We start from the raw sequence: 17,106 nt of genomic DNA on the forward strand, positions 1-17,106 counted from the left end.
CGGGTGGACGGACCGGTACTTCTTCTCGTAGTCATCTTCGCGATCGCGGTCGCGGGATTCGCCAAGCGTCTGGACCTGCAGGTCCCGCTCGTTCTGGTGACCGTCGGATCCATCGCATCGTTCGTGCCCGGCGTACCGCACATCAGTCTCTCGCCCCAGCTCATCCTCGGTGTCGTGCTGCCGCCGTTGCTGTACTCCGCGGCGCTGAACTACTCCTTCGTCAGTTTTCGCCGCAACATCGGACAGATCCTGCGCCTCGGTCTGGTGATGGTGATCGTGACGACCGTGGCCGTCGGGTACTTCGCCAACCTGCTCGTTCCCGAGCTGACTCTGGGTGCGGCCCTCGTGCTCGGTGCCGTCGTGGCCCCACCCGACGCGGTCTCTGCGATCGCCGTCGGCCGCAAGCTCGGCCTGCCCGCGAGAATGATGGCCATCCTCACCGGGGAGAGCCTGGTGAACGACGCGGCCGCGTTGACCTTGTTCACCTTGACAGTTGCGTCGGTGACGGGCAGTCGTATCGAACTCGGCTCACCGGTCCTGTTCTTTCTGTACGAGATCGTCGGCGGCGTGCTGGTCGGATTCGTCCTCTCGCGCATCGTTCGTTTCGTGCGAAACCGGATCGCCGACTCGGCGCTCGAGACGGTGCTCGGACTCGTCCTGCCGTTCGCGGCGTATCTGGCAGCGGAAGAGATCCACGCGTCCGGCGTGTTGGCCGTCGTCACCGCAGGTTTCGTACTGGGCCGTGTCACGGCCGACGTGTCGGTCTCGACCCGGGTGCAGGAGCGCCAGGTGTGGCCCACGGTGGACCTGCTGCTGGAAGCATTCGTGTTCGCGTACATGGGTTTACAGCTGAAGTTCGTCATCTCCGAGGTGCAGCGCGAGGGTCTTCCGGTACACCATATTTTCGGGTACGCGCTGCTGGTGCTGCTCGTGGTCATCGTCGTTCGTCCGGCCTGGATCTTCTTCAACTCCGGGAGAAACCTGCTCTTTCGCACGGTGTTTCGCCGCGAGGGGGTGGCCGACGGCCTGACGTGGCAGCAGAACCTGGTGCTGTCGTGGGCCGGGATGCGCGGGGTGGTGACTCTCGCCGCAGCCGCGGGTGTTCCGTTCACCACCGTGCTCGGCGACGAATTTCCCGGGCGGGCGGTGATTCAAGCGGTCGCGTTCGTCGTCGCAGTCGGAACGTTGCTGCTGCAGGGCCTGACGCTTCCGCTCCTTATTCGGCGGTTGGACGTCGCCGATCCACTCGAGCAGCAACGCAACGACAACCAACGATTGCTCTCGCAGGCCATCGCCCGCACGGCTGCCGAGACCTACCTCGAGCGGGCCGCGAAGGACGGCATCTCCGGCGTCGACAGTGACCGGGTAGCCGAGGTGATCGCGCGCGTGCGGCGGTCGGTGCGAGCCCGGATGGACGCGGACGAGACCGAGGACCGCGAGAAGCGAATCGCGGCGGCCGGCGCGCTGTTCGACACCCTGCGGCACAATGTCCTGGTCGCGCAGCGGGCCGCACTGATCGCCGCCCGCGACTCGGGGGAGTTGGACGACGAAGCCCTACGCGCAGTGTTGAATGGTCTGGACGTGGAAGAGATCGCGGCCGAGGCACGCATCGAACGACGCACGACGTAGACGACGAACACAGTGGGAGCGCTGAGACAGTGAGGTCGACCGGACTGGTGGCCGCCGCGGCACTCGTGTTCGCCCTCGCCGCGTGCAGTTCGCCTGCCGTGCCTCCCGTGGCTCCGGCACCCACGTCGAATCCGGCACCCACGTCGAATCCGGCACCCGAGGGCTCCGACCGCGGGTCGATCGTCTCGTCGATGCCGCTCGGCCAGGTCGACATCGGTGTTGCCTTCCTGGGTGGATCCGCCACGAAGATCGTCTACCGCACCACCGACGGCGTCACCGGTGGCGGAACCGAGGCATCGGCAACGGTGTTCGTGCCCAAGGGTTCTGCGCCTGCCGGTGGCTGGCCGATCGTCTCGGTCGGGCACGGCACCACCGGTGTCACCGACGAGTGTGCGCCCTCGCTGTATCCGAACCTGTTGGGCACCATCGGCCTGGTGACGCCGTTCCTCGAGCGCGGCACCGTCGTGGTGGTGACGGATTACCAGGGTCTGGGGACTCCGGGGGATCCGGCGTATCTGAACATCGATGCTGCGGCCTACGACGTCATCGATGCCGTGCGCGCCGCGCGTACCGTGGTGCCCGACGTCGGAACCCGATGGGGTGCCATCGGCACTTCTCAAGGGGGACAAGCGGTCTGGGCCGCTGCGGAGCGTAATGCGGAGTACCGCGACGGTTTGGAACTGGTCGGAGTCGCCGCGCTGTCGCCTGCAGCCGATCTGACGCGGTACTTCGCAGCCGACACCGAACAGACCCTGTCCCGTCAGTTGCTGGTGCCGTTTCTCTACGAGGGTCTGCACGTCACGGATCCGAGCGTCGAGCGCTCCGACTACATCCGCGGCACCTTCGCCGACAACGTGACCGCGCTGACGGCGTGCAGCGATCTGCTCGGTTTCTCCAAGGCCGACGCGGGTGCCGTCATCGATCCGGCCGATGCCGTCCCGGCCGATGACCGGGCCGCGAATCGTATGACGGACTGGCTCCGATCGGTGGCGCTGCCGACGTCCCGCACCGATGTTCCGCTGTTCGTTCTGGTCGGCGAGCGCGACGACCTGATCGATCCGCAGTGGACCCGCGACGCCGTGGCGAAAGCCTGCGGACTCGGCGACGACGTGGAACTGCGTGCGGAACCCGAGCAGGGGCACGCGGATCTGGCCGCCAACGGTATCGGCGTCGACTGGCTCGTCGAGCGCTTCTTGAAAGTTCCGACCACCGGGACCTGCGCACGATGACCGCGGCACTGGCGTGGATGGCGGTGATCGTGGCGGCGATCGTCACCGCCATCGCGCTGATCAGCTTGCGTGGGCGACGCGATCTGACCACCCCGGAGGAGCGTGCGGTTCACGCCACCCTGCATACCGCGTCGTTGGCGGCGAAGCCGCTGCGGAACGGTCTCGATGCCCGCTCGGCTGCTGCCGCTGCTCCCCATCTCAGGGTCCTGACCGGGGCGGATGCATTGGGGATCTGTGATCCGAGTGCGTCGCTGCTGGCCTGGGACGGGCCGTGGCAGGAGTTGACGCCGGCGTTCGTGGAGGCGGCCAGACGCGCCGTCGACGGGCAGCGGCGCGTGCTCGTGCGGCTTCCGCTCGGCTCGATTCACGAGGTCAAAGCGCTGGTGGTGCAGCCGTTGATCGACGAGGATTCGCCGGTGGTGGGGGTGCTCGGTGCCGCGGTGGTGGCCGAACCAGGGCCCGGCATGCTCGGGGCCATCGCGGAGGTCGCGCGCTACGCGTTCGGTCAGATCGAACTCGCCGAACTCGACGCATCGCGGGCGCGGTTGGACCGAGCGGAGGTGCGTGCGCTCCGGGCCCAGATCAGCCCGCACTTCATCTACAACGCGCTGGGCACCATCGCGTCGTTCGTCCGTACCGACCCGGATCGGGCACGGGAACTGGTGCTCGAATTCGCCGATTTCACCCGGTACTCCTTCCGCAACGCCGGGGAATTCACCGTGCTCGCCGACGAGCTGCGCAACATCGATCGGTACCTGACGCTCGAACGGGCCCGGTTCGGCGATTCGCTGCAGGTCACCCTGCAGGTGGCTCCCGAGGTGCTCGGGGTGGCGCTGCCGTTTCTGGCGCTGCAGCCACTGGTGGAGAATGCCGTCCGGCACGGGTTGTCGGGCAAGGCCGACGGCGGTCGCGTCACGATCATTGCCGCCGACGAGGGCACCGACGCCGTGATCAGCATCGAGGACGACGGAGTGGGAATGGACCCCGAGGTACTGCGATCGGGCAGCCTGCACACCGAGGATGCGGCCCACGTCGGACTGGCGAACGTGGACGATCGGCTGCGGGCGGCCTTCGGAAACGACTACGGTCTCGTCGTGGACACCGCACCGGGAGCAGGAACGAAAGTGAGCATGCGGGTGCCCAAGTTCAGGCCGGGGGTGCGGGCATGACGCATCCAGCGAACTCCGGTTCGGCGCGCGGGCTGGTCGTGCTGGCGGTCGACGACGAGCGGCCTGCCCTGGACGAGCTGGCTTTCCTGCTGCGCGAGCAGGAGGCCGTGGCCGAGGTGTACACCGCGCAGGACGCGACCACCGCCCTGCGCCAACTCAAGCAGACCTCCGGCCAATCCGTGGTCGATGCAGTGTTCCTCGACATCAACATGCCCGGCCTCGACGGCCTCGAGCTCGCCGGAATCCTGTCGGCGTTCGCTCGGCCACCTGCGGTCGTGTTCGTCACCGCGCACGACGATCGAGCACTGGCTGCCTTCGATCTGGGCGCGGTGGACTACCTCCTCAAACCGTTGCGCGACGACCGCTTGGCCGAGGCCGTCCGACGGGTTCTGCTCGCCCGTCGTCGGCCCGCCGAGTCGGCCGAATCGGCTGCCGACGAGGTCATCCCGGTCGAGCTCGGTGGAACCACCACGCTGGTACATCGGTCGTCGGTGGCGTGGGTGGAGGCCGACGGTGACTACGCGCGGCTGCACACCGCCACCGGTTCGCACCTGGTGCGCATTCCCATCTCGGCTCTCGAAAGTCGTTGGGCCGATGCCGGTTTCCTGCGAGTGCATCGTTCGTATCTGGTGTCGCTTCCGTTGGTCACCGGAATCAGAAGCGTCGGTTCGGGCTTGGTGGTGTGTCTGCGCGCCACCGGCGCGCTGCCGGCCTGCGAGCTACCGGTGAGCCGGCGGCACACCAGAGAACTCAAGGACCGGCTCGTGCGCGGTCCGCTGCAGTCGTGGTCGTCGCGGTGACGAGAGGTGCGCGGTGAGTCAGCCGCACCGGGAGCGGGTGGTGCTCTCGCAGCGCCGCGGCGCGCGCCTGGTGCGCACCCGCGTCGAGGTGCAGGAGCAAACCGAGGTGGGCGACGCGCTGGTGCGAAGCCTGGTGCGTGCGCAACTCCTGCTGTCGCTGCGCCTGGCAGTGATGACGTTGTCGATCCTGTTCGCGATTCCCCTGCTGGGCATGCTGCTCACCCGTTTCACCGATGTCGCGCCGTTCGGTATCGGGTTGCCGTGGTTGCTGCTGGGGGTGGCCATCTATCCGTTGCTGTTCGGCGTCGGCCGCGCGTACGTGCGCCGCGCCGAGCGTAACGAGGCCGAGTTCGTCGGCCTGGTCGAGGACTAGGCGCCGGTGAACGGATCGATACCCGTCGCGACATTGATTGCGTTGATCGTGGCCGCGCTGGCCACCGTCGGCATCGGTGTCTACGGAGTTCGGTTGGCGCGCACCACCTCCGACTTCCTGGTGGCCTCGCGGACCGTCGGACCGCGGTGGAACGCCGCGGCTATCTCGGGCGAATACCTTTCTGCCGCATCGTTTCTCGGTGTCGCCGGTCTCATCGCCAAGTACGGTGCCGATGCGCTGTGGTATCCCGTCGGCTTCACGGCAGGTTATCTCGGTCTTCTGCTCTTCGTCGCCGCTCCACTGCGTCGGAGCGGTGCGTACACGGTGCCCGACTTCGTCGAATTCCGGCTCGGCGCACCATGGTTGCGTACCGTGGCCATGCTCGTGGTGGTGGTGATCTGCGCGCTGTATCTGGTGCCGCAGTTCCAGGGTGCAGGCCTGACGCTGAACATCCTTCTCGGAGTGCCGGGCTGGGTGGGAGCACTCGCGGTCGGTCTGATCGTCATCGCGAACGTCGTCGGCGGCGGAATGCGCTCGATCACCTTCGTGCAGGCGTTCCAGTACTGGCTCAAGCTCACCGCGATCGCCATCCCCGCACTGGTGCTGACCGTCCACTTCGTCGCCGACGACCGCAGCGTCGGTACCGCGGCCCCGCCGACCGTCGCCGAGCAGACCCGGGTCGACATCACTACCGACGTGCTCGTGCAGGTCGACTCACCGATCGTGGCGTCCGTGACAGGAACCCTGGACGAGCAGAGCGTCGATGGACGTGTGACTCTCGATGCAGGCGAACACCGGCTCGGGTCCGGGACACTGCTCACCCTCGACGCAGGCTCGCCGGTTCCGGTGGTCGCCGGCGCACCGACCACCGACCGCGCCTGGGCGATGCCCGGCGGGGGACTGGGCGGTCAGCACCCGCTCTACCAGGTGTATTCACTGATCCTGGCCACGTTCCTCGGCACCCTCGGGCTGCCGCACGTGCTGGTCCGGTTCTACACCAACCCCGACGGCCGAGCCGCGCGATTGACCTCGCTGACCGTGCTGGCGCTGCTCGGCACGTTCTATCTGTTCCCGACGGTCCTCGGTGTGTTCGCCCGGCTCTACGTGCCGCAGCTGCTGATCACCGGTGCCTCCGACGCCGCGGTGTTGCTGCTGCCCGGCTCCGTGCTGTCGGGGGTACCCGGCCAGCTGCTGGCCGCACTCGTCGCCGCCGGAGCCATCGCCGCCTTCCTGTCCACGTCGTCCGGCCTGCTGGTCAGCATCGCGGGCGTCCTGAGCACCGACGTGCTCTCGGGCAAGGTCCGAGACTTCCGTGTCGCGGCCGTCCTTGCCGGCGCAGTGCCACTCGCACTGTCGATCGGCGTTGTCTCACTGGATCTCTCGCGTACCGTCGGGCTCGTGTTCGCCGTCGCCGCGTCCACGCTGTGTCCGCTGCTCGTGCTCGGCATCTGGTGGCGCGGACTCACCGCAGCAGGAGCCGCGGCCGGGCTGTTCCTCGGCGGCGGACTCTCCCTCGTCGCCGCGTCGATCTCCGTCGTCACCCCCATCTCCGACGGCGTCCTCGGGGGCTGGGCGGCAGCGATACTCGGCTACCCGGCCGCGGTCAGCGTTCCCGTGGCCTTCGCCGCGATGATCGTCGTCAGCCTCGCTACCCGGCGAACGGTGCCGTCGGACATCTCCCGAATCTTCGCCCGACTGCACCTGCCCGAAGGCCTCGACATGGGCAAAGACCGAGAGCGCGAGCTGTAGCGAGAGGAGGCCGTTCGTCGGGTCTGCGCTACCGCTCGTCGCACACTCCCGCAGCCCGTCGTGTGATCGACGCCACCCCCTGATGTTGTGACCTGACTCTCACTACTGTTCCGAGTCAGCTACAGCTCACATCAACTTCAGGAGTCCAAGGTGACCGCACCGGAAACCAATTCGCCACCGGACGCGCAAGCGTTCGTCGACATGCAGGCCAGTCCCGAGTTCCAGGAACTCCGGCACCGCCTGCGTAGCTTCGTGTTCCCGATGGCCGGGTTCTTCCTGGTCTGGTACGTCGTCTACGTGCTGCTCAGCACCTACGCCGTCGACTTCATGTCGACCAAGGTGTGGGGCAACATCAACGTCGGTCTGCTGCTCGGCCTCGGCCAGTTCGTCACCACGTTCGCCATCACCGGCATCTACGTGCGGTTCGCCAACCGTGAACTCGATCCTCGCGCCGCAGCCCTGCGCGCCGAGATGGAAGCCTCCCAGGGAGCGAAGCCGTGAATGTAGAAGCCGTGAATGTACTTGCCCAGGCCGCCGACACCACGGTCGGTGAACCGCTCGTCAACATCGCGATCTTCGGCGCGTTCGTCCTCATCACGATGGCCGTCGTCATTCGCGCCTCCAAGAAGAACGCGACGTCTGCGGAGTTCTTCACCGCGGGCGGCGGATTCTCCGGACCGCAGAACGGCGTCGCCATTGCCGGTGACTACCTCTCGGCCGCAAGCTTTCTCGGTATCGCCGGTGCCATCGCCGTCTACGGCTACGACGGCTTCCTGTACTCCATCGGGTTCCTCGTCGCCTGGCTCGTCGCGCTCCTGCTCGTCGCCGAATTGCTCAGGAACACCGGCAAGTTCACGATGGCGGACGTGCTGAGCTTCCGGCTCAAGCAGGGCCCGGTTCGTACCGCGGCCGCACTGTCGACGCTGACGGTGTCGCTGTTCTACCTGTTGGCTCAGATGGCAGGTGCCGGCGGACTCGTCGCACTGCTGCTCGACATCTCCGACCGCACCGGGCAGTCCATCGTCATTGCCATCGTCGGTGTGCTGATGATCGCGTACGTGCTCATCGGCGGTATGAAGGGCACCACCTGGGTGCAGATCATCAAGGCCGTTCTGCTCATCGCCGGTGCCGCGTTCATGACCGTGCTCGTGCTCGCCAAGTTCGGCCTGAACTTCTCCGAGCTTCTCGGTAGTGCGCAGGCGATGGTGTCGAGCTCGGCCGACCCGATCGTCGGTGCTCGCGACGTCATCGAGCCCGGTGCCCAGTACGGCGGCAGCGCCACCTCGAAGATCAACTTCCTGTCGCTCGGCATCGCACTCGTCCTCGGTACGGCAGGTCTGCCACACGTGCTGATGCGCTTCTACACGGTGCCCACCGCCAAGGAAGCTCGTCGCAGTGTCGTGTGGGCCATCGCGCTCATCGGTGCGTTCTACCTGTTCACCCTCGTGCTCGGCTACGGCGCCGCAGCGATCGTCGGACCCGACCGCATCCTGGCCTCCGCCGGTGGTCAGAACTCCGCAGCTCCGCTGCTGGCCTTCGAGCTCGGCGGCGTCATTCTGCTCGGCGTCATCTCTGCGGTCGCCTTCGCGACCATCCTCGCCGTCGTCGCCGGATTGACGATCACCGCGTCGGCGTCGTTCGCTCACGACATCTATGCGAGCGTCATCAAGAAGGGCAAGGTCGACGACAAGAAGCAGGTCAAGGTCTCGCGGATCACGGCCGTCGTCATCGGCATCCTGGCCATCGGCCTCGGCATCCTCGCGAACGGGCAGAACATCGCCTTCCTCGTGGCGCTGGCGTTCGCCGTCGCGGCAGCAGCGAACCTGCCGACCATCCTGTACTCGCTGTTCTGGCGTCGCTTCACCACCACGGGCGCACTGTTCAGCATGTACGGCGGTCTGATCTCGACGATCGTGCTGATCATCTTCTCCCCGGCCGTGTCGGGATCGAAGACGTCGATGATCCCCGGCTCGGACTTCGCGTGGTTCCCGCTGTCCAACCCCGGCATCGTGTCGATTCCGTTGGCATTCATCCTCGGTATCGTCGGAACGCTGATCTCGAAGGACACCGAGAACACCGACAAGCAGGCCGAGATGGAGGTTCGCTCTCTCACCGGCATCGGTGCGGAGAAGGCCAGCGCCCACTGATCCACCTGTAGGACTGTTCGCGAAGTGCCCGTGTGAGCAAGGCCTCACACGGGCATTTTTCGTCCAGCGGTTACCATCCCTGCTGTGGCCAAGCTGAAGGTTTCCCTCGACGTCCCGCTGACCCCCGAGCAGACGTGGGCGCATGCGTCCGATCTGTCCGGCTACGAGCAGTGGCTCTCCATCCACGAAGCGTGGCGCGGTGAGCTGCCCGAGCAGCTGGCCGTCGGCACCACCCTGGACTCCATCGCCAGCGTGAAGGGCATGCGCAACCGCGTCTCGTGGAAGATCGAGTCCTACGACCCGCCCCGGAAGCTCGAGCTCAAGGGCAACGGCAAGGGCGGAGTGAAGATCGGTCTCGACCTGTCTGTGAAGTCCAAGGGCGACGGGTCCGAGATCACGATCGACGTCAACCTGGGCGGTGCCCCGTTGTTCGGACCCATCGGGTCCGGTGTCGCTCGCGCACTCAAGGGCGACATCGAGAACTCGCTGAAGACGTTCGTCAAGATCTACGCCTGACGGTGTAGGAGTGGAGATGCATGCCCGGTAGGCACAGTGCGCCGTCGTCCGCGACGGGCAACAGAGGGTTCGCCAAGTACGTCGTCGTTGCCGTCGTCCTGCTTCTGATCGTCGCAGGCGGAGTGTTCGTGGCGCAGAAGGTCTTCGGCAGCGACTGCGGTGACCCGTCGAACTACACGTTGGCTGCCGACCCCGCGATCGCGCCGGTACTGCAGAAGATCGTCGACGACTCCGCGCCCGAGGATCTCGGTTGTGCCGAGGTGGCGGTGACGGCGATGGAGTCGGGTCAGGTGTCGGCCGCAGTGGCCAAAGGCGACGACGTTCCCTCGCTCTGGATTCCCGATTCGTCGCTGTGGGTCGGCAAGACAGTGCGATCGACCGCGTCGCTGATCGACCTGGCGAGCCAGTCGGTGGCGAGCACCCCGGCCGTCCTCGCAACCCGCAAGGACGAGGTTCCGTTCTTCGACACGTGGCTCACCGCACTGAAGCTCGAAGGTTTGCGCATCGGTAATCCGTTGGCCAACACCATCTCCGACGCGGCGATCCTCGGGGCGGTAGCCGAGGCGGGTGGGGACGAGAAGGCCCTCGATGCGGTGTCGACGGCGCTCGTGCCGATCGCTCAGGCTCAGGCCGCCACCCGCGGCGAAGCCGATCCCACCACCCGGTTGGACGATCTGGTGGCCGACGGCGGCGTGGCCGTGGTGTCCGAGCAGACCATGTTGCAGTACCGAAACGACACCGGTGCCGAACTCGGTGCGACGGTACCGCCGACGGGCAGCATCTTCCTGAACTTCCCGCTGGCCGTCACCGAGCCTGCAGGCGAGCGGCACGACAGCGCGAAGTCGGTCGGCAGCGCGCTGGCCGCGGTCATCGAATCCGATCGAGGTCGGGAGATGTTGTCCGAGGCCGGTTTTCGGTCGGAAGACAACGCGCCCCTCGATTCCGATCGTGGTATCGGTGCCGTCGAGAGTCTGGCGATCGGCGACCAGCAGGCTGCCGAATCGGTGCTGCGTCAATATCAGGTGCTGGCGCTCCCGTCGCGGACGCTCGTGATGGAAGACGTGTCCGGCTCGATGAACTACAGCGCCGGGGCGAACACTCGGATCGCGATGACGGTGCAGGCCAGCGAGACCGGGAATCGACTGTTTCCCGACAACGCGTCGATGGGATTGTGGGCCTTCTCCATCGGACTCGGCGGCAGCGATCAGGATTACCGTGAGCTGGCACCGATCCGGCGTATGGACGAGAACGTCGGCAACACGACCCAGCGTGAAGTGCTGCTGCAGCAGACCCGCACCCTTCCGTCCCTGGTCGGTGGTGGAACCGGACTGTACGACACCACGTTGGCCGCGTTCCGCACCGTGCAGCAGGGCTACGACCCCGACGCGGTGAACAGCGTCATCATCCTCACCGACGGTGCCAACGAGGATCCGAACAGCATCTCGCTCGACGAGTTGCTGGCCACACTGCGCACCGAACAGGACCCGTCGCGTCCGGTCGTCATCGTCACCATCGGTATCACCGACGACGCCGATGCCGGTGTGCTGCAACAAATTTCTGCTGCTACCGGGGGTACCAGCTTCGTGGCGCGAAACCCGGCCGAAATCCCGAACGTCTTCGTCAATGCGCTGAGAAGCCGTTCCGGTCGGTGACGGGAGCGGCTATGCTGTGCGCCGCGTGCTCTCCGTCACCTGGGGTAGTGCGGAGCAGTCCCGTAACACAGGCGTGTCGGGGGTAGTAGTAGGGGGCGAAGTCGATGTCAGGACGCCACAGCGGCAGTAGTCGCAGGTTCAGCCCTGTCGTGACCTGGGGTGCGGCCGCGCTGGCTGCAGTCGTGGTCGCGGCCGGTGGCTGGTTCGGCGTCCAGGCCGTGCGTGCAGCGGGCTCGGACTCGTGCGATTCGCTCGACACGGTCTCGCTCGCGGTGGACACCTCGATCGCCGAACCGGTGCAGCAGATCCTCGGCCGGGCGGGCGAGGTGGACCGCGGCTGCGTCGACTTCGAAGTGCGGGCCGAGCGCCCCACCGACACGGCGACCGAGATCGCAGGCACCGACGAGAACCGCCCCGACCTGTGGATCCCGGACTCGACGTTGTGGCTGCTCAAGACCCTGCGCTCGACCGGAGCCCTGCCCGAACTCGCCAAGACGTCGGTGGCGAACACGCTGCCCGTGCTGGTGTCGGCCTCCGATACCGCTCCGGTGACCGACACCTGGCTCAGCGTGCTGCAGATGCCGGGCCAACGCATCGGCGATCCGCTCACCAGTAGTGCGTCCAACGCTGCGATCCTCGGTGCGCTGGCCGAGTCCGAGGTCGCGATCTCCGACGCCAAAGCCGTGTCCGCCGCTCTGGTGCCCATGGCACAGGACTTCGGCCGGATAGCCGACACGCCCCACGACACCCCGGACCTCGTCGCCCAGGTGGCGACCGAGGGCGGAACCAGCGTCGCCACCGAACAGGCCGTGCTGGCCTACGAGGCAGCGAACCCCGGATCGTCGCTCACCGAGTCGGTGCCGCCGACGGGCAGCTACTTCCTCAACTACCCCCTCGCCGTCACGGCTCCGGCCGGGCCGGAGTACGACCGCGTCAAGGCCGCCGGGGCCGCGTTGGCGTCGGTGCTGGCCTCGCAGTCGGCGACGGACACACTCGTTGCAGCCGGCTTCCGAACGTCGAGTGGAACCCCCTTGGCCGACGGCAGAGGCGTCGGCTCGGTCGCCGCGTTGGAAATCAAGAATCCGCTGTCGATCGAGACGACGCTGCGCGACTGGGCGGTGCTCGCGTTGCCGCTCCGGACCCTCGTCGTCGAGGACGTATCGGGTTCGATGGCGGCGAAATCCGGCGACTCCACCCGCATCGCGTTGACCGTCGATGCCTCGCTCGGTGCCAACGATCTGTTCAGCGACCAGACGCAGATGGGGCTGTGGGCCTTCTCCATCGGACTCGGTGGTGGAAAGCAGGACTATCGAGAACTGGTGCCGCTCGGCCCGGTCAGCAACACGTTCGACGGTAAGCCGCAGCGTCAGGCCATTCTCGATGCGGTCCGTGGGCTACCGGCTCTGGTCGGAGGCGGAACCGGGCTCTACGACACCACTCTTGCGGCGTTCCGACGTGTCAAGGAGGGCTACGACCCGGACTACGTCAACAGCGTCATCATTCTCACCGACGGCGCGAACGAGGACAACGGCAGTATTTCCCTGGACCAGCTTCTCGCCGCCCTGCAGAAGGAGCAGGATCCGGTGCGTCCCATCGTGATCATCACGGTCGGCGTCACCAGTGATGCCGATCCGGTTGCGCTGCAGCAGATCTCCGCGGCCACCGGTGGTACGAGCTATGTCGCGGAGGATCCCCGCGATATCCCGGACGTGTTCGTCAAGGCGTTGAACTCACGCACCGAGCGTCTCGCGGGGGAGTAGCTCACCGCAGCAGGAAGCTGATCGCGATCGCGGCCGCGCAGGCCAGCGTCACCACCACCAGAGTCGCCGCGTCCGAGGCCTTGAAACGTGCCTCGGTGGCGGTGATCATGCCGGTGCCCCCGCGTGCGGTGATGGCTTCACCCATCTCGTCCGCGCGCCTGATGGCCACCGACATTACCGTGGTCACGATGTCGACCAGCGAGTTGTCCGACGCACTGTTGACCACGGGTTTCGGGCGCAGCCGTCGGGCGGCGTTGAGAGTGCGCATCTCCTCGATGAGCAGTGGAAGCGACCGCAGGCTGAGCGCTACGGCGATCGCCCACTCGTCGACCGGCAGCTTCAGCTTCTTCAGCGGTGCACCGAGTTTCGACACCGCCGGAGCGATGTCGCTCATCGACGTCGTCCACCCGATCATCATCGATGCGCCGAGCAGAACGAACACGAACAGCGTCGCACGGAAGTACAGCAGAACCGCTGCGCCGCCGATGGGCAGATTGATCAATGCTCCGACGCCGAAGAGTGCCCAGATCCACCACGGCGGGCGCGGTAGTGCTGTGATCGGAATATGGGCAATGGCAGCGGCGATGACCAGCAGTGCGAACACGATGCCGAGGGCAGGCCACGTCGGAGCCACGACGAGCGTGATGCTGAGCAGCAACACCACGATGAGCTTGGTGCCCGCCCACAGTCGATGAATGGGTGAGAACCGCGGAACCTGGCGCAGTACGACGGTCGTCACGAATGCACGCTCCCATGAATCGAATCGGAGACGATGTGGCCGTCGGCCATCGTGATGGTTCGACTGCAGACGGCGTCCATACCGTCCACGTCGTGCGAGATGACCACGATCGATACGCCGCGCTCACGCAGGCCGGCGAGGACGCCGATGATGTCGTCGCGTCCGGGCGGGTCGAGTCCGGCCAGCGGCTCGTCGAGCACCAAGATGCGGGGTCGACGAGCGATCAGACCGGCCAGCACCACGCGTCGCATCTGCCCGCCGCTGAGCGAGTCGACGTCGCGTGCGGCCAGTGACCGGTCGAGGCCGACGGCATCCATCGCGGCCGACACTGTGGCAGAACCGGTTTCGGGCCCCGCGGCCGCGGCGATGTCCTCGGAGACGGTGCGCCGCTGCAACTGCAGGCGCGAATGCTGAAAGGCCAGCCCGACGTCGCCGACTCGCGACGTCATCGCCTTGCCGTCGAGCTGCGCGACGCCGGTGGTGGGCCCGGTCAGTCCGGCCATGATCCACGCCAAAGTCGACTTGCCCGAACCGTTTCCGCCGAGAACGAGAACTCCCTCGCCTCGCTTGACGGTGATGTCGACGCCGTTCAACGCCGATTGCGCCCACGGGGTGCGTCTGTTGTAGACGTGCCGCACGTCGCGTAGTTCGAGCAGGCGCGGGCTCGAATTGTCGTGCAGCACAGCAGTGTTACCGGTCCTGGTCTGCATCCACAGAGTGTCGTGCTCCACCTGCATGCCCTCGTGTAAATGTACGACGCGATCAGCGGCGACGGTTTCCGAGACATGATGGGTGACGAGTACGACCGACATCCCGTGCCGACGGGGCAGTGCCGCGAGTAGCGAGACCAGATGCTCTCGGCCCGAGGCGTCGATCATGGCGGTTGCCTCGTCGGCGATCAGCAGAGCGGGACGCCGAGCCAGGGCCGCGGCGACGGCAAGTCGCTGCATCTCGCCGCCGGAGAGCGAGGCCGTGTCGCGAGCACCCATGCCGCCTAACCCCACCTCGTCGAGCAAGGCGTCGACGTCGGGGCGAGAGTCGCCGGGCGGCAGTCCCCATACGACGTCGTCGGCGACGCGGGTGCCGAGGATCTGACTTTCGGGTCGCTGCAACACCACTGCGGTGCCGCCGTACCGTCCGAGTCCGGTGGAGCCGGGACGAGTCACCGAGCCCTCCGAGGGTTCACGGCCGGCGAGAATGCGCGTCAGCGTGGACTTGCCGGATCCGTTATGGCCGACGATCGCGACGAATTCTCCCGCTTCGATGTGCAGGTCGATGCCGCTCAACGCTGCCGATCTGCTGCCGGGATACCGGTAGCCCACGGCGGTCAGGGTGACGGGCAGTGGCGCGATCTCGTCGTCGATGCCCGAGACGAACGGCTCCGGGGTGGGGATGGCCGAGAGGCGATCGAGGATGGCGGTAAGGATCAGCCACGCGAACAGCGTTCCGGTGACGATGCCGAATGCGATGGATCCGCCGACCCACCACCACCAGTTGTCGAGTACCGCTGTGCTGCTGCTGCGAATCACATCGGGGATGCCTTGCGGGGCGGATGCGCGCTCGAACAGACGAGAGATGCCTTCGATGGTGTTGCGGAGCGTCTCGAGAAACAGCTGCCGTAGCGGGACGAGGATCAGCAGCAACAGCACCGCGAGGGCTCCGAGTGCCGGTCCGACGATTGCCGACGTGACGAGCACGCCGAACAGGCCTTGTTTCCGGCGCTTCGCCCGGCCGACCAGACCGCCCAGCAATGCCGCACTGGCCACGGTGAGCGCCGTCTGAGTGCCGGCCGCGACGAATCCTACGAGTATGCCCGCCACCGCTGAGGTGACCAATGCTCGCGTGCGATAGCGAAGGGCCACCACCGACATGGGAATAGCGGCGACTACCTGCAGAATCGCTGCCATCGGCACCAGCACGCCGATCACCGTCAGCGCGACGGTGAAGCTGCTCATCACCGCAGCGGTCGCCAATTCTTGCGGACCGAGGGGCCCGGACTCGGGACGGTGGGCAGCGCTGACGGTCACCGCTCCAGTGTGCCAGCTCGACTGAGGCACACTGTCTGCGTGACTTCCGAGATCGCGACCCGCAGGCGACTTCATCCGGCATGGATCGTCGCCGCGGTGGCCTTCCTCGCTCTCGTCGGTGCGGCCGGGTTCCGGGCCGCACCGAGTGTGTTGATGGTGCCGCTGCAGGAAGAGTTCGGTTGGCCGCGGTCGATGCTGTCGCTGGCGGTGGGCGTCAACCTGGTGCTGTTCGGTCTGACGGCACCGTTCGCCGCGGCGTTGATGGAGCGTTTCGGGATCCGAGCTGTGACGTCGACGGCGTTGGTCGTCGTGGCCGCGGGCAGCGCTCTGAGTGTGTTCGTGACCCAGGCGTGGCAGTTGGTGTTGACGTGGGGCGTCATGATCGGGTTGGGCACCGGGTCGATGGCTCTGGTGTTCGCGGCGGTGGTGACGAATAGATGGTTCGTGCAGCGTCGCGGGCTCGTCTCGGGCGTGTTGACCGCGGGCAGCGCGACGGGGCAGTTGATCTTTCTGCCGTTGATCGCACAGCTGGTCGACCGATCCGGTTGGCGCGCAGCGTCGTTCCTCATCGCCGGGGGCTCGTTGATCGTGGTGCCGTTCGTGTTGCGGTGGCTGCGCAACATGCCGGCCGATGTCGGCGTGACTCCATACGGCGCACCCGCCGACTACGTCCCGCCGGCGGCGGTGTCGACCGTGAACCCCGCGCGCGCGCAGCGGTGCAGGCGCTACGCGACGCGAGCCGAGTACGAACCTTCTGGGCGTTGGTGCTCGGATTCGCGATCTGTGGCGCAACGACCAACGGGCTCATCGGAACTCACTTCATACCGTCGGCGCACGACCACGGAATGCACGAAACCACCGCAGCGGGTCTGCTGGCGGTGGTGGGAATCTTCGACATCGTCGGGACGATCGCATCGGGTTGGCTGACCGATCGAGTGAATCCGCGGTATCTGTTGGCAGCCTATTACGGCTTTCGCGGGATCTCGCTGCTGTTTCTGCCGTGGTTGCTGTCGGCGACCATCCAACCGTCGATCGTCATCTTCGTGGTGATCTACGGATTGGATTGGGTGGCAACGGTTCCGCCCACGATTGCTCTGTGCCGAGAGGTGTTCGGCGACAAGGGTTCTCTGGTGTTCGGGTGGGTCTTCGCCTCACACCAGATCGGAGCGGGCATCGCGTCCGTCGTCGCAGGCGTCGTGCGCGACGCCACCGGTGCATACACGATGGCGTGGTTCGGCGCGGCCGGCCTGTGCGCGGTTGCAGCCGTCGTGAGCATCAGAACAGGAAAGCCCTCGTAGCGAGGGCTTTCCTGTTTC

13 protein-coding genes and 1 pseudogene are annotated in these 17,106 nt (G+C 66.6%); 12 read left to right on the top strand and 2 right to left on the bottom strand.

Translation table 11 applies throughout. The annotated features are described in order from the left end of the window. Positions 1–3 precede the first annotated feature (3 nt). The 11 genes from CH285_RS03000 (at position 4) to CH285_RS03050 (ending at position 13,024) form a co-directional block, all read left to right on the top strand. Positions 4–1,629 carry a Na+/H+ antiporter gene (locus CH285_RS03000; protein WP_032373083.1) on the top strand — a complete coding sequence of 542 codons (1,626 nt, stop codon included), beginning with the start codon at positions 4–6 and terminating at the stop codon, positions 1,627–1,629. 29 nt (positions 1,630–1,658) lie between these two features. Further along, positions 1,659–2,858 carry an alpha/beta hydrolase family protein gene (locus CH285_RS03005; protein WP_176458418.1) on the top strand — a complete coding sequence of 400 codons (1,200 nt, stop codon included), beginning with the start codon at positions 1,659–1,661 and terminating at the stop codon, positions 2,856–2,858. Next, positions 2,855–4,027: a sensor histidine kinase gene (locus tag CH285_RS03010; RefSeq protein WP_032388618.1), complete on the top strand. Its 1,173-nt coding sequence runs from the start codon at positions 2,855–2,857 to the stop codon at positions 4,025–4,027. The genes CH285_RS03005 and CH285_RS03010 overlap by 4 nt, the downstream gene beginning before the upstream one ends. Next, a complete protein-coding gene (locus CH285_RS03015) occupies positions 4,024–4,827 on the top strand; it encodes a LytR/AlgR family response regulator transcription factor (RefSeq protein WP_032381697.1) in 804 nt (267 codons plus the stop codon). The genes CH285_RS03010 and CH285_RS03015 overlap by 4 nt, the downstream gene beginning before the upstream one ends. Positions 4,828–4,840: 13 nt before the next feature. Then, a complete protein-coding gene (locus CH285_RS03020; RefSeq protein WP_027495968.1) occupies positions 4,841–5,200 on the top strand; it encodes a hypothetical protein in 360 nt (119 codons plus the stop codon). Positions 5,201–5,206: 6 nt separating this feature from the next. Further along, entirely contained in the window at positions 5,207–6,949 is a 1,743-nt protein-coding gene (locus tag CH285_RS03025; protein ID WP_032388619.1) for a sodium/solute symporter, read from the top strand. A gap of 201 nt (positions 6,950–7,150) precedes the next feature. Beyond that, on the top strand, positions 7,151–7,450 hold the full coding sequence (locus CH285_RS03030; protein ID WP_080729374.1) for a DUF485 domain-containing protein: 300 nt from the start codon (positions 7,151–7,153) through the stop codon (positions 7,448–7,450). Between the two features lie 11 nt (positions 7,451–7,461). Next, entirely contained in the window at positions 7,462–9,096 is a 1,635-nt protein-coding gene (locus tag CH285_RS03035) for a solute symporter family protein (RefSeq protein ID WP_032373078.1), read from the top strand. A gap of 84 nt (positions 9,097–9,180) precedes the next feature. Next, on the top strand, positions 9,181–9,612 hold the full coding sequence (locus tag CH285_RS03040; protein ID WP_027495972.1) for a type II toxin-antitoxin system Rv0910 family toxin: 432 nt from the start codon (positions 9,181–9,183) through the stop codon (positions 9,610–9,612). 20 nt (positions 9,613–9,632) lie between these two features. Beyond that, positions 9,633–11,264 carry a substrate-binding domain-containing protein gene (locus tag CH285_RS03045; protein ID WP_094644474.1) on the top strand — a complete coding sequence of 544 codons (1,632 nt, stop codon included), beginning with the start codon at positions 9,633–9,635 and terminating at the stop codon, positions 11,262–11,264. Positions 11,265–11,413: 149 nt separating this feature from the next. Then, the gene (locus CH285_RS03050; RefSeq protein WP_255032197.1) at positions 11,414–13,024 is read left to right on the top strand and encodes a VWA domain-containing protein; all 1,611 of its coding nucleotides are present in this window, start codon (positions 11,414–11,416) and stop codon (positions 13,022–13,024) included. 1 nt (position 13,025) lies between these two features. Here the strand turns inward: CH285_RS03050 and CH285_RS03055 are convergent, their stop codons facing one another. Both CH285_RS03055 and CH285_RS03060 read right to left on the bottom strand, forming a co-directional pair. Next, on the bottom strand, positions 13,026–13,763 hold the full coding sequence (locus CH285_RS03055) for an energy-coupling factor transporter transmembrane component T family protein (protein WP_032371267.1): 738 nt from the start codon (positions 13,761–13,763) through the stop codon (positions 13,026–13,028). After that, a complete protein-coding gene (locus CH285_RS03060) occupies positions 13,760–15,790 on the bottom strand; it encodes an ABC transporter ATP-binding protein (protein WP_255032196.1) in 2,031 nt (676 codons plus the stop codon). Before CH285_RS03060 ends, CH285_RS03055 begins: the two co-directional genes overlap by 4 nt. A 39-nt stretch (positions 15,791–15,829) precedes the next feature. On the opposite strand from CH285_RS03060, the pseudogene CH285_RS03065 reads away from it, so the two are divergent. Then, a pseudogene (locus tag CH285_RS03065) lies at positions 15,830–17,088 on the top strand (MFS transporter). The last annotated feature ends 18 nt before the right edge of the window (positions 17,089–17,106 follow it).

Source organism: Rhodococcus sp. 05-2256-B1, assembly GCF_002258465.1.
Classification (GTDB): domain Bacteria; phylum Actinomycetota; class Actinomycetes; order Mycobacteriales; family Mycobacteriaceae; genus Rhodococcoides; species Rhodococcoides fascians.